The 14,822-nt window shown below is 70.2% G+C and carries 11 protein-coding genes; 5 read left to right on the forward strand and 6 right to left on the reverse strand.

Annotated features, from left to right (window positions below; all coding sequences use genetic code 11):
* From Q1V88_RS02460 to Q1V88_RS02475, 4 genes are all read left to right on the forward strand, one after another.
* On the forward strand, positions 1–1,591 hold a 1,591-nt coding region (locus tag Q1V88_RS02460), incomplete at its 5' end, for a fumarate hydratase (RefSeq protein WP_300677423.1).
* Positions 1,592–1,668: 77 nt separating this feature from the next.
* Positions 1,669–3,483 (forward strand): sensor domain-containing diguanylate cyclase, encoded by a 1,815-nt coding sequence (locus tag Q1V88_RS02465; protein WP_300677426.1) that lies wholly within the window; start codon positions 1,669–1,671, stop codon positions 3,481–3,483.
* A gap of 63 nt (positions 3,484–3,546) precedes the next feature.
* On the forward strand, positions 3,547–4,971 hold the full coding sequence (locus tag Q1V88_RS02470) for an aldehyde dehydrogenase family protein (RefSeq protein ID WP_300677429.1): 1,425 nt from the start codon (positions 3,547–3,549) through the stop codon (positions 4,969–4,971).
* A gap of 50 nt (positions 4,972–5,021) precedes the next feature.
* Positions 5,022–6,404, forward strand: a complete 1,383-nt coding sequence (locus Q1V88_RS02475) for a class II fumarate hydratase (protein ID WP_300677432.1) — start codon at positions 5,022–5,024, stop codon at positions 6,402–6,404.
* Here the strand turns inward: Q1V88_RS02475 and Q1V88_RS02480 are convergent, their stop codons facing one another.
* From Q1V88_RS02480 to Q1V88_RS02495, 4 genes are all read right to left on the reverse strand, one after another.
* Positions 6,405–6,761, reverse strand: a complete 357-nt coding sequence (locus Q1V88_RS02480) for a hypothetical protein (protein WP_300677435.1) — start codon at positions 6,759–6,761, stop codon at positions 6,405–6,407.
* Positions 6,762–6,897: 136 nt separating this feature from the next.
* A complete protein-coding gene (locus tag Q1V88_RS02485; RefSeq protein ID WP_300677438.1) occupies positions 6,898–7,563 on the reverse strand; it encodes a lytic transglycosylase domain-containing protein in 666 nt (221 codons plus the stop codon).
* A gap of 148 nt (positions 7,564–7,711) precedes the next feature.
* The gene (locus tag Q1V88_RS02490; protein ID WP_300677441.1) at positions 7,712–9,019 is read right to left on the reverse strand and encodes a PhoH family protein; all 1,308 of its coding nucleotides are present in this window, start codon (positions 9,017–9,019) and stop codon (positions 7,712–7,714) included.
* A 275-nt stretch (positions 9,020–9,294) separates the two neighbouring features.
* Entirely contained in the window at positions 9,295–10,071 is a 777-nt protein-coding gene (locus Q1V88_RS02495) for an isoprenyl transferase (protein WP_300677444.1), read from the reverse strand.
* 67 nt (positions 10,072–10,138) lie between these two features.
* Between Q1V88_RS02495 and Q1V88_RS02500 the strand changes: the two genes are divergently transcribed.
* Entirely contained in the window at positions 10,139–10,882 is a 744-nt protein-coding gene (locus Q1V88_RS02500) for a hemolysin III family protein (protein WP_300677447.1), read from the forward strand.
* Between the two features lie 34 nt (positions 10,883–10,916).
* On the opposite strand, the gene Q1V88_RS02505 is transcribed toward Q1V88_RS02500, so the two are convergent.
* Both Q1V88_RS02505 and Q1V88_RS19555 read right to left on the reverse strand, forming a co-directional pair.
* A complete protein-coding gene (locus Q1V88_RS02505; protein ID WP_300677449.1) occupies positions 10,917–12,878 on the reverse strand; it encodes a thioredoxin domain-containing protein in 1,962 nt (653 codons plus the stop codon).
* Positions 12,879–13,956: 1,078 nt separating this feature from the next.
* Positions 13,957–14,703: a DUF3883 domain-containing protein gene (locus tag Q1V88_RS19555; RefSeq protein WP_366914055.1), complete on the reverse strand. Its 747-nt coding sequence runs from the start codon at positions 14,701–14,703 to the stop codon at positions 13,957–13,959.
* Positions 14,704–14,822 lie beyond the last annotated feature (119 nt).

The following is a 14,822-nucleotide window of genomic DNA, read 5'->3' on the forward strand; positions in this document are numbered from 1 at the left end:
GGTGGAAGCCAGGCAGGCGTTCGGGCGATCCTTTCTTTCCGTCGATCCTGAGGCGCTTACCCTGCTGAGCCGGACGGCCTTCCGTGACATCGCCCACCTGCTGCGCCCTTCGCACCTGAAGCAGCTGCGGTCCATCCTCGACGATCCCGAGGCCTCGCCGAACGACCGCTACGAGGCGCGCGACCTGCTGCAGAACGCGAACATCGCGGCCGGCGGCATCCTGCCGATGTGCCAGGACACCGGCACCGCGATCGTGATGGGCAAGCGCGGCCAGGGGGTGCTCACCGACGGGCGGGACGAGGAGCACCTCGCCCGCGGCGTCTACGACGCGTACACCCAGCTGAACCTGCGCTACTCCCAGATGGCGCCGCTGACCATGTGGGATGAGAAGAACACCGGGTCCAACCTGCCGGCCCAGATCGAGCTGTACGCCACCGACGGGGACGCCTACAAGTTCCTCTTCATGGCCAAGGGCGGCGGCTCCGCGAACAAGTCGTACCTGTACCAGGAGACGAAGGCGGTGCTGAACCCGGCCCGGATGGCCTCCTTCCTGGAGGAGAAGATCGCGGCGATCGGCACGTCCGCCTGCCCGCCTTACCACCTGGCGATCGTAGTGGGCGGGACCAGCGCGGAGTTCGCGCTGAAGACCGCCAAGTACGCGTCGGCCCGCTACCTGGACACGCTGCCGTCAGCCGGGTCCGCGCTCGGCTACGGGTTCCGGGACCTGGAGCTCGAGCAGAAGGTCCTGGAGATCACCAGGAAGATCGGGATCGGCGCGCAGTTCGGCGGCAAGTACTTCTGCCATGACGTGCGGGTGATCCGCCTGCCCCGGCACGGGGCGTCCTGCCCGGTCGCCATCGCCGTGTCGTGCTCGGCGGACCGGCAGGCCCTCGGCAAGATCACGGCCGGGGGCGTCTTCCTCGAGCAGCTCGAGACCGACCCGGCGCAGTACCTGCCCGACACCACCGAGCAGCACCTGATCGAGGGCGGCGAGTCGGTCGCGATCGACCTCAACCAGCCGATGTCCGCGATCCTGGCCGAGCTGTCGAAGCACCCGGTCAAGACCCGGCTCTCCCTGACCGGCCCGCTGGTCGTGGCCCGCGACATCGCGCACGCCAAGATCAAGGAGCGCCTCGACGCCGGCGGTGACATGCCGCAGTACCTCAAGGACCACCCGGTCTACTACGCCGGTCCGGCCAAGACCCCCGACGGGATGGCCTCGGGCTCCTTCGGCCCGACCACGGCCGGCCGGATGGACTCCTACGTCGACCAGTTCCAGGCCGCGGGCGGCTCGATGGTGATGCTGGCCAAGGGCAACCGGTCCAAGGTCGTCACCGAGGCCTGCGACACCCACGGCGGCTTCTACCTCGGCTCGATCGGTGGCCCGGCCGCGCGTCTGGCCCAGGACTGCATCAAGTCCGTCGAGGTGATCGAGTACCCCGAGCTCGGCATGGAGGCGATCTGGAAGATCGAGGTCGAGGACTTCCCGGCCTTCATCGTGGTCGACGACAAGGGCAACGACTTCTTCACCGACCCGTCGGGGTCGGTGACGGTGCCGCTGACCGGCATCCGGATCCGCTCGAAGGAGTAATTCCGGCGTTCGGCAGCGCGGCCGACTCCCTCCCACCTACCGTAGGTAGCGTCTCGATTCGGGGGGAGGGAGACACGATGCGTCGTGGTGCGCTCACCACCGTGGACGGGGCACCGCCGGCCTGGATGGGCGCGGTCCGCCTCGCTGCCGGCCTCGTCGTCCTCCTGACCGCCCTGGCCGTCCTGGTCGGCTGGGGCATCGGCTCGACCGCGCTGACCTCCTTCGGCGGCTTCCACGACCTGCGCCCGTGGGACGCCGTGGCCTTCGCCGTCGCCGGTGCCGCCCTGCTGGCCCCCGGCGAGCCGTTCGCGTCCCGCAGCCCGGCCGCCGCCCGGCTCCTGGTGCTGCTCGGCGTGCTGGGCCTGCTCGGGCTCGCCCAGGTGGTCAGCCACCGTGCGCTCGGGGTCGCACACCTGGTCGGGCAGCACCCGCACCACGACCTGCGGCTCTACCCCTCCCCGCAGGTGTCGGTGGAGATGGTGCTGTTCAGCCTGACCCAGGTCCGTGGCCACCGCCGGGCCCTGTCCCTGCTGCGCGGCATCGCCCAGGGCACCTTCCTGGTGATCGCCCTGACCTTCGGCGTCGGCCTCACCTTCGGTGCCGACGAGCTGTTGCGCTACAACGACCGTCCCGGCATCTCGGTGCCCGCCGTGATCGCGCTGCTGGGGCTGGCCCTCGGCCTGATCGCGATCCGCTCCCGGAGCCTGCCGCTGCGCTGGCTGTGGGAGCGCTCGGTCACCGGCACCCTGGTGCGCCGGCTGCTGCCCGCGATGGCGCTGCTCCCGGTCGCCCTCGGCACCCTGATCGTCGCGGGCCACCGGGCGGGCTGGTTCGACGTCGAGTTCGGCCTGGCGATGTTCACCGTCGTGATCACCTCGGCCGGGGTCGCGATGGTGGGCTTCACCGCCGCCGTCGTACGTCGGGCCGAGCTGCGCGCCGAACGCTCGGCGTCGCGTTCCCGGGCCCTGCTGGACTCCGCTCCGGACGTGACCATCGTCGTGGACCAGGCCGGGACGATCCTGTACGCCAACGCCCACACCACGACGCTGCTGGGCTACCTGGCCGACGAGCTCCCCGGCCAGAGCGTGGACGTGCTGGTGCCCGACGCGGTCCGCGCCCGTCATGTCGCGCTGCGGTCGACGTACGCCGCCCAGCCGACCCGCCGCACGATGGGCGCCGACCTCTCCCTGACCGCCCGGCACCGCGACGGCCACGAGATCCCGGTGGAGATCAGCCTCGGGCCGGTGCCGACCCGCAGCGGCACCGACTTCGTGGTGGCGATCCGCGATGCCACCCAGAAGCGTGCCAGCGAGATCGCGCTGCGCGAGGCGCAGGACCGCTACCGGATCCTGGCCGAGCAGGACGACCTCACCGGGCTGTCGAACCGGCGCCGCTTCGAGGCCGACATCGAACGTCACCTCTCCCTGCCCGGGCGCCCGACCGGGGCACTGATCTTCATCGACCTGGACCACTTCAAGCACGTCAACGACACCCTCGGGCACCGCGCCGGCGACCGGCTGCTGGTGATGGTCTCGCACGCGATGGCCGAGGCGCTGCCCGAGCACGGCTCGATCGCCCGCCGCGGCGGGGACGAGTTCCTGGTGCTGCTGCGCGAGGGCGACGGTCGGGCCGCCGAGCGGCACGCCCGCCGGCTGGTCGCCACGGTGCCGCAGGTGGCCGCCGAGTTCTCCGTCGGAGCGTCGATCTCGGCCTCGGCCGGGGTGGCGGCCTTCGACGCCCTGCCGGTCGGGACGCACTCGGTGGAGCAGGCCGTCACGACCGCGATGAACCGCGCCGACATCGCGCTCTACGCCGCCAAGGGCGCGGGCCGGAACCAGACCCGGCTGTGGACCGCCGCCGACGAGCGGGACCTGGAGCAGCCGCCGCGCTGAGACGAGTCCCGGTCAGCGGGGAGACGGGCCCCCGCACGCGACCGGGTCCTTAGCCTCCGAGGCATGGACGCCTCGAACGCACGCGCACAGCTCTCGGCCCTCCTCGACCGGCAGCGGCAGGCCGATCTGGCCGGCTCGATCCCCGACGCCGCCGAGCGTCGCGCCCGGATCCAGACGGTGATCGACCTGCTGGTGGACCGCGCCGACGACCTCGTCGCCGCGATGGACACCGACTTCGGAGGCCGCCCGGAGGGCTACTCGCTGATGAACGACGTGCTCGGCTCGATCGCGGCACTGAAGTTCGCGCGCGACAACGTCGAGACCTGGATGCAGCCCGACCCCCGGCCGGCGTTCGCCCCCTACGACCAGCTCGGCGCGACCGCGGAGGTGCTGCACCAGCCGAAGGGCAGCGTCGGCATCATCGGCACCTGGAACGCCCCGGTCTACACCCTGCTCAGTCCCCTGGCCGGTGTGCTCGCAGCGGGCAACCGGGCGGTGCTCAAGCCCTCGGAGGTGGTGCCGCGCACCGCCGACGTACTCGCCGCGGCGGCCGCCGACCTGCTCGACCCGACCGTGGTCGCCGTCGTCACCGGTGGCCCCGACGTCGCCGACGTCCTCACCTCGCTCCCCTTCGACCACCTCGTCTTCACCGGGTCCACCGCGATCGGCAGGCTGGTGATGGCCAACGCCGCCCGCAACCTCGTCCCGGTGACCCTGGAGCTGGGCGGCAAGTCCCCGGTGATCGTGTCGCGCTCGGCCGACCTCGCCGACGCCGCCCGCCGGATCGCGGTCGGCAAGGCCACCAACGGCGGCCAGATCTGCATCAGCCCCGACACCCTCCACGTCCCCACCGAGCTGGTCGACACCTTCGTCGCGCAGCTGCGTGAGCAGTACGCCGCTCTCCTGCCCAGCGCCACCAGCGCTGACGCCGTCGCGGTGGTCAACGACCGGCATGCCGCCCGGATCCAGGCCTACGTCGACGACGCCGTCGCCCGCGGTGCCCGGGTCGAGCTCGCCCCGGCCGAGGCGCTGCCCGAGAACGGCCGCCGGCTGCCGCTGCAGATCGTCGTCGACCCGCCCGCGGACGCACTGATCCGCTCCGAGGAGATCTTCGGCCCGGCAGTGGTCGTGCTGGGCTACGACGAGCTCGGCGACGTCCTCGCCGGGATCAACGCCGGCCCGACGCCGCTGGCGCTGTACTACTTCGGGGCCGACGCTGCCGAGGAAGCGCACGTGCTGGCCTCCACCCGGTCCGGCGGGGTGACGATCAACGAGGTGATGATGCATCCGGGGCTGCCCGATGCGCCGTTCGGCGGTCTGGGCGCCTCCGGGCTGGGGCACTACAACGGCCGCGAGGGGTTCCTGGAGTTCAGCCATGCCCGCGCGGTGTTCCGCTCCGCCGGGCCCGATCTGCGCAGCGACTGGGGCATGGTTCCGCCGTACGGTGAGGGCTTCAGGGCGATGATGGCCGCCCAGGTCACCCGGTAGCACCGTCCCGCGGCCGGGAACATTCCCCGGCCGCGGGACGCTCTCCCTACATGACTGAATTTCGCATCGAACATGACTCCATGGGTGATGTGAAGGTCCCTGTCGACGCACTCTGGCGTGCCCAGACCCAACGCGCCGTCGAGAACTTCCCGATCTCCGGCACCCCGCTCGAACCCGCCCTCATCCACGCGATCGCGCGGGTCAAGGCCGCCGCGGCAGCGGTCAACGTCGAGCTGGGGGTGATCACCCCCGAGGCCGGTGCGGCCATCGGTGCCGCCGCCGACTCGATCGTCGCCGGCGAGCACGACGACGCGTTCCCGATCGACGTCTTCCAGACCGGCTCGGGCACCTCGTCGAACATGAACGCCAACGAGGTGATCGCCTCGCTGGCGCACCGGGCCGGGGTCGAGGTGCACCCCAACGACCAGGTGAACGCGTCCCAGTCCTCCAACGACACCTTCCCGACCGCGATCCACGTCGCTACGGCGTTGGCGGTACGCGATGAGCTGCTGCCCGCTCTCGACGTGCTCGCCACGTCGTTCGAGGCGAAGGCTGCCGAGTTCGCCGCCCTGGTGAAGTCGGGGCGGACTCACCTGATGGACGCCACCCCGGTGATGCTCGGCCAGGAGTTCGGTGGGTATGCGGCCACGATCCGCTATGCGGCCGAGCGGCTGGGCGCGGTCCTCCCCCGAGTGCGGGAGCTGCCCCTGGGCGGCACCGCCGTCGGCACCGGGATCAACACCCCGGCCGGCTTCGCAGCAGCCGTGATCGCTGAGCTCTCCCGGGCCACCGGTGAGCCGTTCACCGAGGCCCGCAACCACTTCGAGGCCCAGGGCACCCGCGACTCGCTGGTCGAGCTCTCCGGTGTGCTCAAGACGCTGGCCGTCGGCCTGATCAAGATCAACAACGACCTGCGCTGGATGTCGTCGGGCCCGACCACCGGCCTGGCCGAGATCCACCTGCCCGACCTGCAGCCGGGCTCCTCGATCATGCCCGGCAAGGTCAACCCGGTGCTGCCCGAGGCGACCCTGATGGTCGCCTTCCAGGTGATCGGCAACGACACCACCGTGACGATGGCCGGCGCCTCGGGCGCGTTCGAGCTCAACGTCGCGATGCCGGTGATGGCGCGTAACGTGCTGGAGTCGATCCGGCTGCTCGCGGCCGCGATGACGGTGCTCGCGCAGCGCACGATCGACGGGATCGTGCCGAACGCCGAGCGGATGCGTCGCTTCGCCGAGTCCTCCCCCTCGATCGTCACCCCGCTCAACCGGGTGCTCGGCTACGAGGTCGCCGCGAAAATCGCCAAGCAGGCGTTGGCCGAGGGCGCGACGATCCGCGACACGGTGATCAAGGCCGGGTACGTCGAGGACGGAACCCTCACGCTGGAGCAGCTGGATGCTGCCCTGGACGTGGAGTCCATGACGCATCCGTGATCAGGCGTGGAAGGTCCCGTTCGCCCAGCCCTCGACCACCGCTTGCGGCAGATCACGGCGTACGACGCCCGGTGGCGGGCGCCGGTTCCGCGGCACCGCCACCTGTGGGCTGTCCGGTGCCAGCCGATCCTCCCAGCCCCAGTGCAGGGCCGCACTCTCCAGGATCAGGTAGCCGTTGGCCTCACGAGCCAGCGCCAGGGCCGCGTCGGTCACCGGCAGCGCGTACCGGTCCCGACCGACGTGCACGAGCTCGCCTGCCCTGACTGCGCGGCGCAGTCCCGAGCGGCCGACGTTCGCACACAGCGTGGCGGCGTCGCTGATGCCTCCCAGCGCGAGGGTCAGGCCGACTGCGTCCATGCGCCGAGCATGCCCCGATACGCGTCCGAGCGGCGCGTTATCCACAGGGCCGTTCGTGCGTGCCCGCGGGATGACACGCCGATCGGTCCGGCGTGTCGGGCTCACAGGCCGCTGGAACGGTCAGTGACAGCGACGCTCAGTACCAGCCGTTGGACTGCGAGTGCCCCCAGGCACCGCACGGGCTGCCGTAGCGGCCCTGGATGTAGCCCAGACCCCACTTGATCTGGGTGACCGGGTTGGTCTGCCAGTTCGGGCCGGCCGAGGCCATCTTCGAGCCGGGCAGGGCCTGCGGGATGCCGTAGGCGCTCGAGCTCGGGTTGTCGGCGTTGACCCGCCAGCCCGACTCCTTGGTCCACAGCTTGTCCAGGCAGTCGAACTGCGAGCTGCTCCAGCCGTAGTCGCCCAGCAGGGCCGCGGCGATCGTCTTCGGGTCGCCCTGGGCGGCGTCGACCTTCTGCGTGACGGCCTTCACGTCGGTCTCGGCCGCAGCGGCCAGGCTGGCCGCCTTGGTCGGGTCCGCCGACTCGCGCCGGTCGCTGGACCGGGAGAGCTCGCTCGTCCGGGTCACCGTGCCGGCGTTGGAGCCGGCCGCTGCGTCGACGGTCGAGCTCTGCACCGAGGAGTCGGCGGCCGAGAGGGCCACCTGCCCGATCGAGTCGGCGGCGGCGACAGCCGAGCCGCCCTGACCACTGAGAACAACTCCACCAGCCACCACGGCACCGGTCGCTGCGACCGCCAGGCCGCCGACCAGTGGGGTGCCCAATGAGGCGCGTCGGCGCCGAGGCGCGGCGTGCTTCCCCACTCACTTCTCCCTACACGGACGACCGGCCCTGTCCTAGGCCAAGCCCCCACCATGCCCGAGCAGGTGCGGCGTCGCAAACCAAACATGCGCTTCAGGTGGACCTCATTGACCACATTCGTCACATCAGCCCCACTGGGGAACACCAGTTTCAGAGGACGACGTTCTCCAACATCTCTGTGACCAAGGCCGCAATCGGCGAGCGCTCCGACCGAGTCAGCGTGACGTGGGCGAAGAGCGGGTGCCCCTTGAGCTTGTCCACCACCGCGACCACGCCGTCGTGCCGGCCGACCCGGAGGTTGTCGCGCTGGGCCACGTCGTGGGTCAGCACCACCTTCGAGCCCTGCCCGATCCGGGAGAGCACGGTGAGCAGGACGTTGCGCTCCAGGGACTGGGCCTCGTCCACGATCACGAACGCGTCGTGCAGCGAGCGACCCCGGATGTGGGTCAGCGGCAGCACCTCGAGCATCCCGCGGTCCACGATCTCGTCGATCACGTCCTGGCTCGTCATCGCGCCGAGCGTGTCGAAGACCGCCTGGGCCCACGGCCCCATCTTCTCCGCCTCCGAGCCGGGCAGGTAGCCGAGCTCCTGGCCACCGACGGCGAACAGCGGCCTGAAGATCACGACCTTCTTGTGCTGGCGCCGCTCCAGGACCGCCTCCAGGCCCGCACACAGCGCCATCGCCGACTTGCCGGTGCCCGCACGCCCGCCGAGGGAGACGATGCCGACATCGGGGTCGAGCAGCATCTCCAGGGCGATCCGCTGCTCGGCCGAGCGGCCGTGGATGCCGAACGCCTCCCGGTCACCGCGGACCAGGTGCACCTGCTTGTCGGCCCCGACCCGGCCCAGCGCCGTGCCACGGTCCGAGAGCAGCACCAGCCCGGTGTGGCAGGGCAGGTCCCGCGCGTCGTCCAGGGCGATCACGCCATCGTCGTACAGCTCGTCGAGATCAATGACGGAGACCTCCAGCTCGGCCATCCCGGTCCAGCCGATGTCGGAGTCCGAGATCGCCTCGGCGCGGTACTCCTCGGCCTCCAGCCCGACCGCCGACGCCTTGATCCGCAGCGGCAGGTCCTTGGAGACCAGCACCACGTCCGCGCCCTCGTCGGCGAGGTTCTTCGCGACCGCGAGGATCCGGGTGTCGTTGTCCCCCAGCCGGAAGCCCGACGGCAGCGACATCGGGTCGGTGTGGTTCAGCTCGACCCGCAGCGTGCCACCCTCCTCGCCCACCGGAACGGGGGCGTCGAGCCGCCCGTGCGCGATCCGCAGGTCGTCGAGTGTGCGCAGCGCCGTACGCGCGAAGAAGCCCAGCTCGGGGTGGTGACGTTTGCCTTCCAGCTCGGTCACCACGACGACTGGGAGGACGACCTCGTGCTCGGCGAAGCGCTTGAGCGCGCCCGGGTCGGCGAGCAGCACGCTGGTGTCCAGAACGTAGGTCTTCTTGGCCGGAGTAGCCACGCGGTTCACCCCATCAGACCGCGCGCTCACTCTTCGCTCGGCCTCAGTTCGTGCACATGGACCGAGAAGGAACCCGAAGGCCGGAGTGGCGGCCCCCTTCACCTCGGCACGCCGGAGCGCTTCGAGTGATCAGGTCGTGAGTCTTCACGAGCGGGCCTCCTGGTACGACAGGCTTCCCCACCTGTCGTTAAGCCGAACGTACGCCGCTGAGGCAACCAGTCGGATCGACACGCCGAGTTTTCTGGTGAACAGTTTGTTTCCAGAAACGGGCGGCCTCAGCGCCCGAGCCGACGCTCGCGCTGGGCGTAGTCGCGCAGTGCGCGGATGAAGTCGACGCGGCGGAAGTCGGGCCACAGCGCCTCGCAGAAGTAGAACTCCGACTTCGCCGACTGCCACAGCAGGAAGCCGCCCAAGCGCTGCTCCCCCGAGGTGCGGATCACCAGGTCAGGGTCGGGCTGGCCGGCGGTGTAGAGGTGCTCGGAGATCTGCTCGACGTCGATGATCTGGGCGAGCTCCTCCAGGGACGTGCCCTTGGCGGCATGCTCGGCGAGCAGGGACCGTACGGCGTCGGCGATCTCGCGCCGGCCGCCGTACCCGACAGCGACGTTGACCAGGAGTCCGTCGACGTCACGGGTGGCCTCGGCGGCCGCCTTGAGCCGCTCGGTGGTGTGGGCCGGGAGCAGGTCGAGGGCACCGACCGGGTTGATCCGCCAGCGTCGCTGGTCGGCCAGGGAGTCCACGGCGTCCTCGATGATGCCGAGCAGCGGCACCAGCTCGGACTCGGGACGGTTGAGGTTGTCGGTGGAGAGCAGCCACAGCGTGACGACCGCGATGCCGGCCTCCTCGCACCAGGTCAGCAGCGGCTCGATGTTGGCGGCGCCAGCGCGGTGGCCGTGGGCGGTGTCGCGGCCGACGGCCTTGGCCCAGCGGCGATTGCCGTCGAGCATGATGCCGATGTGCTGGGGTCGCCCCTCCTTGGGCAGCCGACGCAGCATCCGCGCCTCGTACGCCGGGTAGAGCGCCTTGCGCACGCCCCGCTTCCAATCTGCCACGCCCTTCAGGGTAGACCCCGGGCGCCGGACTCCGAGGATCCACCGGCGACCGAGTACCGTCGTGCCCATGAACAAGGGCAGGACCGAGCCGCTCCGAAACCGGCTTGAGAATGCCGTCGCCGACACCGTCGAGACCGTCACCGAACGGCTCGCCGAGATCAAGCCGAAGCTGCGCGGCTGGATCCACGCCGGGTCGGCTCCGTTGGTGCTGGCGGCCGGGATCGTGCTGGTCGTGCTGGCGCCCTCGGGCTCACCCAAGGTCGGCGCCGCGGTCTTCAGCGCGGCCTCCCTGATGCTCTTCACCGTCTCGGCGACCTACCACCGCGGCCATTGGGGCCCACGCGCCCATGCCTTCCTGAAGCGGTGGGACCACGCCAACATCTTCCTGCTGATCGCAGGCACCTACACGCCGTTCTCGCTGCTGCTCCTGCACGGCACGTCCCGAGCGGTGCTGCTGTGGGTGGTCTGGGTCGGCGCCGCGCTCGGGGTGCTCTTCCGGATCTTCTGGACCGGCGCGCCGCGCTGGCTCTACGTGCCGATCTACGTCGCGATGGGGTGGGCGGCGGTCTTCTTCATCCCCGGCTTCTTCTCCGGTGCCACCTCGATCGGCTGGGGCACGGGGATCGCCACGTTCGTCCTGATCATCGTCGGCGGGGTGCTCTACACGATGGGCGGCGTGGTCTACGGCTTCAAGTGGCCCGACCCGTCACCGCGCTGGTTCGGCTTCCACGAGATCTTCCACGTCTTCACCATCCTGGCCTTCGCCGCGCACTACACCGGTGTCTCGCTGACGATGTACGCCCTGCGCTGAGACGCCCTGCGCCGAGAGGCCCGCGCCGGGTGGATCAGGCCAGGTCGGCCGCCGAGGTCGTCGGCGCCCGACAGACGAACCCGCGACACAGGTACGCCGTGGGCCGGGCGTCGATCGCGGGGCGGTCGGCCAGCAGGGGGATGCCGGTGTCGGCGTACGCGGAGACGGCGAGGATCGCACCCGGTCGCGCCATCGCGGCGCGGATCAGTGCGTCCCGGTCGGCTCCGGCCGGTCCGATGATGGCGATCTCCTCGGGGCCTTCGGCGAGGATCCGGGCCGCGGTGAGGGCGTGCCCGGCGAAGCGCGGGGCCTTGTCGGCCAGGGTGGCGGTGGTGGTCAGGGCGGCCTCGGCCAGCTCCCGGTAACGGTGCTCCCCGGTCAGGGCGTGCGCGGTGACGAGGGCGCCGATCAGGGCGCTGACCCCGGACGGGCTGGCGTTGTCGGAGGCGTCCCGCGGGCGGGTGACGAGCGCCTCGGCGTCGTCGGCGGTGTCGTAGTAGCCGCCGTCGCCGGCACCGAAGTGGGTCAGCGCGGTCTCGATCAGATCGAGGCCGCGGGTGAGCCAGTCGGCGTCCCCGGTGGCCCGGGCCAGGGCGAGGAACCCGTCGGCGACGCAGCCATAGTCGTCCAGTACGCCGGCATGGGAGCCGACCACGCCGTCGCGAGAGACCCGGCGCAGTCGTCCGTCGACCAGGTGGGTGCTGGTCAGCAGGGTGGCGGCGGCCTCGGCGGCCTCGATCAGGTCGGGGCGGGACAGCCGCAGGCCGGCGTCGACGAGGCCGGAGATCGCCAGGCCGTTCCAGGCGGCGACCACCTTGTCGTCACGGGCCGGGCGGGTGCGGGTGGCGCGGACGTCGAGGAGCCGGGCGCTGACCTCAGCGAGGCGGCGCGGGTCAGCGGCGGCCGGATGGCGCAGCTGGAGGGTGGAGGTGCCGTGCTCGAAGGTGCCCTCGTCGGTGACGTGGAAGGTCTCGGCGGCCCAGCGGCCGCGGTCGACTCCGAGCGCCTCGGTGAGCTGGGCAGGGGTCCAGACGTAGAACCGACCCTCCTCCCCCTCGGAGTCGGCGTCGAGGGCGCTGGCGAAGCCACCCTGGTCGGTACGGAGCTCGCGGAGCAGGAAGTCGGCGGTGGCAGCAGCGATCCGGTCACCCAGGTCGGTGCCGAGCCGCGCGTACAGTCCGAGCAGCTGCGCGTTGTCGTAGAGCATCTTCTCGAAGTGCGGCACCACCCAGCCGCGGTCGACGGCGTAGCGCGCGAAGCCGCCGCCGATCTGGTCGTACATACCGCCTCCGGCCATCGCGGCGACGGTGCGGTTGAGCATCATCCGAGCTTTCTGGCCGGTGTCGGACGAGCTGACGGAGCGGCGCAGGAACTCCAGCACCATCGACGGCGGGAACTTCGGCGCTCCCCCGAACCCGCCGGCCATCGGATCGAACTGATCGGCAAGGGTCTCGATCGCAGCGTCGAGGTCGATCGGGTCGGCTGTGGGCTGCGGGGTCGACGCCGCCAGGTGCTCGCGGACGCTGGCCGCCACCCGATCCACCTCGTCGCGCCGGTTGGCCCATCCCTCGGCGAGGGCTTGGAGGACCTGGGTGAACGCCGGCTGCCCATGTCGCGGCTGGTCCGGGAAGTAGGTGCCCGCGAAGAACGGCGCCCCATCGGTATCGAGCACGACGGTCATCGGCCACCCGCCCTGCCCCGTCATCGCGCTGGTCGCCGCCATGTACACAGCATCGACATCAGGCCGCTCCTCCCGGTCGACCTTGATGTTCACGAAGTGCTCGTTCATGTACGCCGCCGTCGCGTTGTCTTCGAACGACTCGTGCGCCATCACGTGGCACCAGTGGCAGGCGGCGTACCCGACGCTCACGAGGACGGGCACATCGCGACGCTTCGCCTCGGCGAAGGCCTCCGGGCTCCACTCCCACCAGTCCACCGGGTTGTCGGCGTGCTGGAGCAGGTACGGCGACGTGGCGGAGGCGAGGCGGTTGGGCACGGGATCCACGCTAGCGGGCGGGGCGATCGAGGGCTGGGCCCATTGCACGATCAGCAACGGGATTTGCGCGGCGCACCTCCAGACCTTCGTCAGCGCCAACGATCCGCGAAGGAGGGCGCTCCGTCGCACCGCCACGTAGGACGTGCCGCACACTTCACAGGGACAACACGGCTTTCGTCCGATCGAGAGATCCTCGTCCGCCACCTCGAAAAAGAAGGCCGTGCACGTGTTCCGAGTGCGGGACAAGTACTGGCCCAGGGAGGCCGCGACCGTGGTTCCGGGCCCACGCCAACCCAGTGACCAATTGACCCCACCATCCACGAACTGGCGGCCGCGCACCGCTGCACGGTCCGGGAGGAAGTCCGCGGACCTGACGCAACCGGTCGATCGATCCGCAGGGCGGGTTGGAGATCGGCCGAAGGACGGCGTTCCAGGCGCGCCCACGCACCACGTCCACCCAAGGACACCGACCAGAGACACGCCACGCACGACCGATGGCTGCCGGAGCAGACACGATCGGTGGGCCGGACAATACCGATCCACCGCTGACCCAACTACCTTGTCCAGCACGAGGATCCGCCTCACTAAGGCAGCCTGCTCCTCTTTGAGCAGAACGGGCTTCGCCGATCGACATGCTCTTCGAGCACAGGCACCTGCACGTCAACGGCCTCTGGTCGACGCCACACCCCCAGTTTCCGCGTCCCAAGGAAGGATCGCGTCCCGCACGACGGCCCCCTTCCCGCTCGCACATGTTCGACGAGCTCGTGCCACGCGTGAAGAAGCTGCTTAACTGCGCCCGGCGGTATCGCTGCAGCAGGTGCTCAACGCACAGGAGGAGCGCCAGCCAGCGGAACTAGGACTGCAACCGCCGCAGACACCCCTCCGCCTTTGCTAGCAACTCGCGCCCCGACTACACCGACGTTGCCTCGGGCAGCAGGTCGCCCTGCGGACGCGAGCCCGAGAGCGCAGCATGACCGTCCACCGCAGCGACCTGCCCGTCGACGTCATTCTCAGCGTGCCGCTATCGCCGGATTGAGTCTTGGCGCCAATAGCAGCGACGAGACGCAATTCAGGCAGGTCAGTCCTCCGGCCAATCGACTCGGTAGTCGAAGCTTATCGGGTCCAACTCTTCGTCCTCGGGATTCCAATACTGGACAGTGTAGTAGCCGACGTCGGGGTTGATCTCCCCCTCGTTGTCGAAGATCATCCCTGACCACACCCCAAGGATGCACTGGCCCGGGTGTGAGCGTGCCCACGCGACTTCTGCCCTCGTAACGATGACGGACTCACCACGGGTGGTCGTGCCCTTGGCTTCCAGATACAGGAGTTCCTCGCCTTTCCGCGCAAGCGCGTCATAGGGCGCAGTCAGGTGGGTGTCCACCACGTCCCACCCGTCCCGCTCGAACGTCCCCATGAGCCAACCTTGTGCGGCCATCTCTACTTTGCTGCGGCGCACGGGGTCGAGCATTCGGTTTTGGCCTCTACCCGGAACCCAACGTTCCACCCCGATCCCAACCTCGGGATCTTTGTCTCCCCGGGGCTGCCCGCCGTTGTGGGCGGGATCTCCGCCCTCACCGAGGACCTGCAATGCGTCAGCGAGTGCACGGAGTCCGACCACCGTGACATTGCCACCACCCGCGGACTCACTCTCGCGGGAGTCGTAGTGGGCGTGCCAGGGAAGCCCAGCCAACCGAATAATCTCCTCAGTCGTCTCGGTGCGATTCCGGTAGCCGATTCCAGCCCGCTCGGCGGCCGCTCTAAAGACTCCCGCAGGAACGGTGCCTCGCTGAATGCCTGTAATGTCGATCGGGGCGAGTCCGAGCATATTCGTCAAGACGTCCGTAGCGGTTTGCTTTTCAGACGGCACAAAGCCCCCCTCGGCCTGTTCCGGGTTCACCACAACTACCTCGGGCCGCAGTCCGGCTCACAATGCGGCAGGCGGAC

This window comes from Nocardioides sp., from assembly GCF_030150155.1.
In the GTDB taxonomy this organism is placed as follows: domain Bacteria; phylum Actinomycetota; class Actinomycetes; order Propionibacteriales; family Nocardioidaceae; genus Nocardioides.

What these genes read in the sequence shown, in the direction of transcription:
- Q1V88_RS02465 (WP_300677426.1), top strand. Translation starts at nt 1,669, where the DNA reads ATGCGTCGTGGTGCGCTCACCACCGTGGACGGGGCACCGCCGGCCTGG.
- Q1V88_RS02470 (WP_300677429.1), top strand. Translation starts at nt 3,547, where the DNA reads ATGGACGCCTCGAACGCACGCGCACAGCTCTCGGCCCTCCTCGACCGG.
- Q1V88_RS02475 (WP_300677432.1), top strand. Translation starts at nt 5,022, where the DNA reads ATGACTGAATTTCGCATCGAACATGACTCCATGGGTGATGTGAAGGTC.
- Q1V88_RS02480 (WP_300677435.1), bottom strand. Translation starts at nt 6,761, where the DNA reads ATGGACGCAGTCGGCCTGACCCTCGCGCTGGGAGGCATCAGCGACGCC.
- Q1V88_RS02500 (WP_300677447.1), top strand. Translation starts at nt 10,139, where the DNA reads ATGAACAAGGGCAGGACCGAGCCGCTCCGAAACCGGCTTGAGAATGCC.
- Q1V88_RS19555 (WP_366914055.1), bottom strand. Translation starts at nt 14,703, where the DNA reads ATGCTCGGACTCGCCCCGATCGACATTACAGGCATTCAGCGAGGCACC.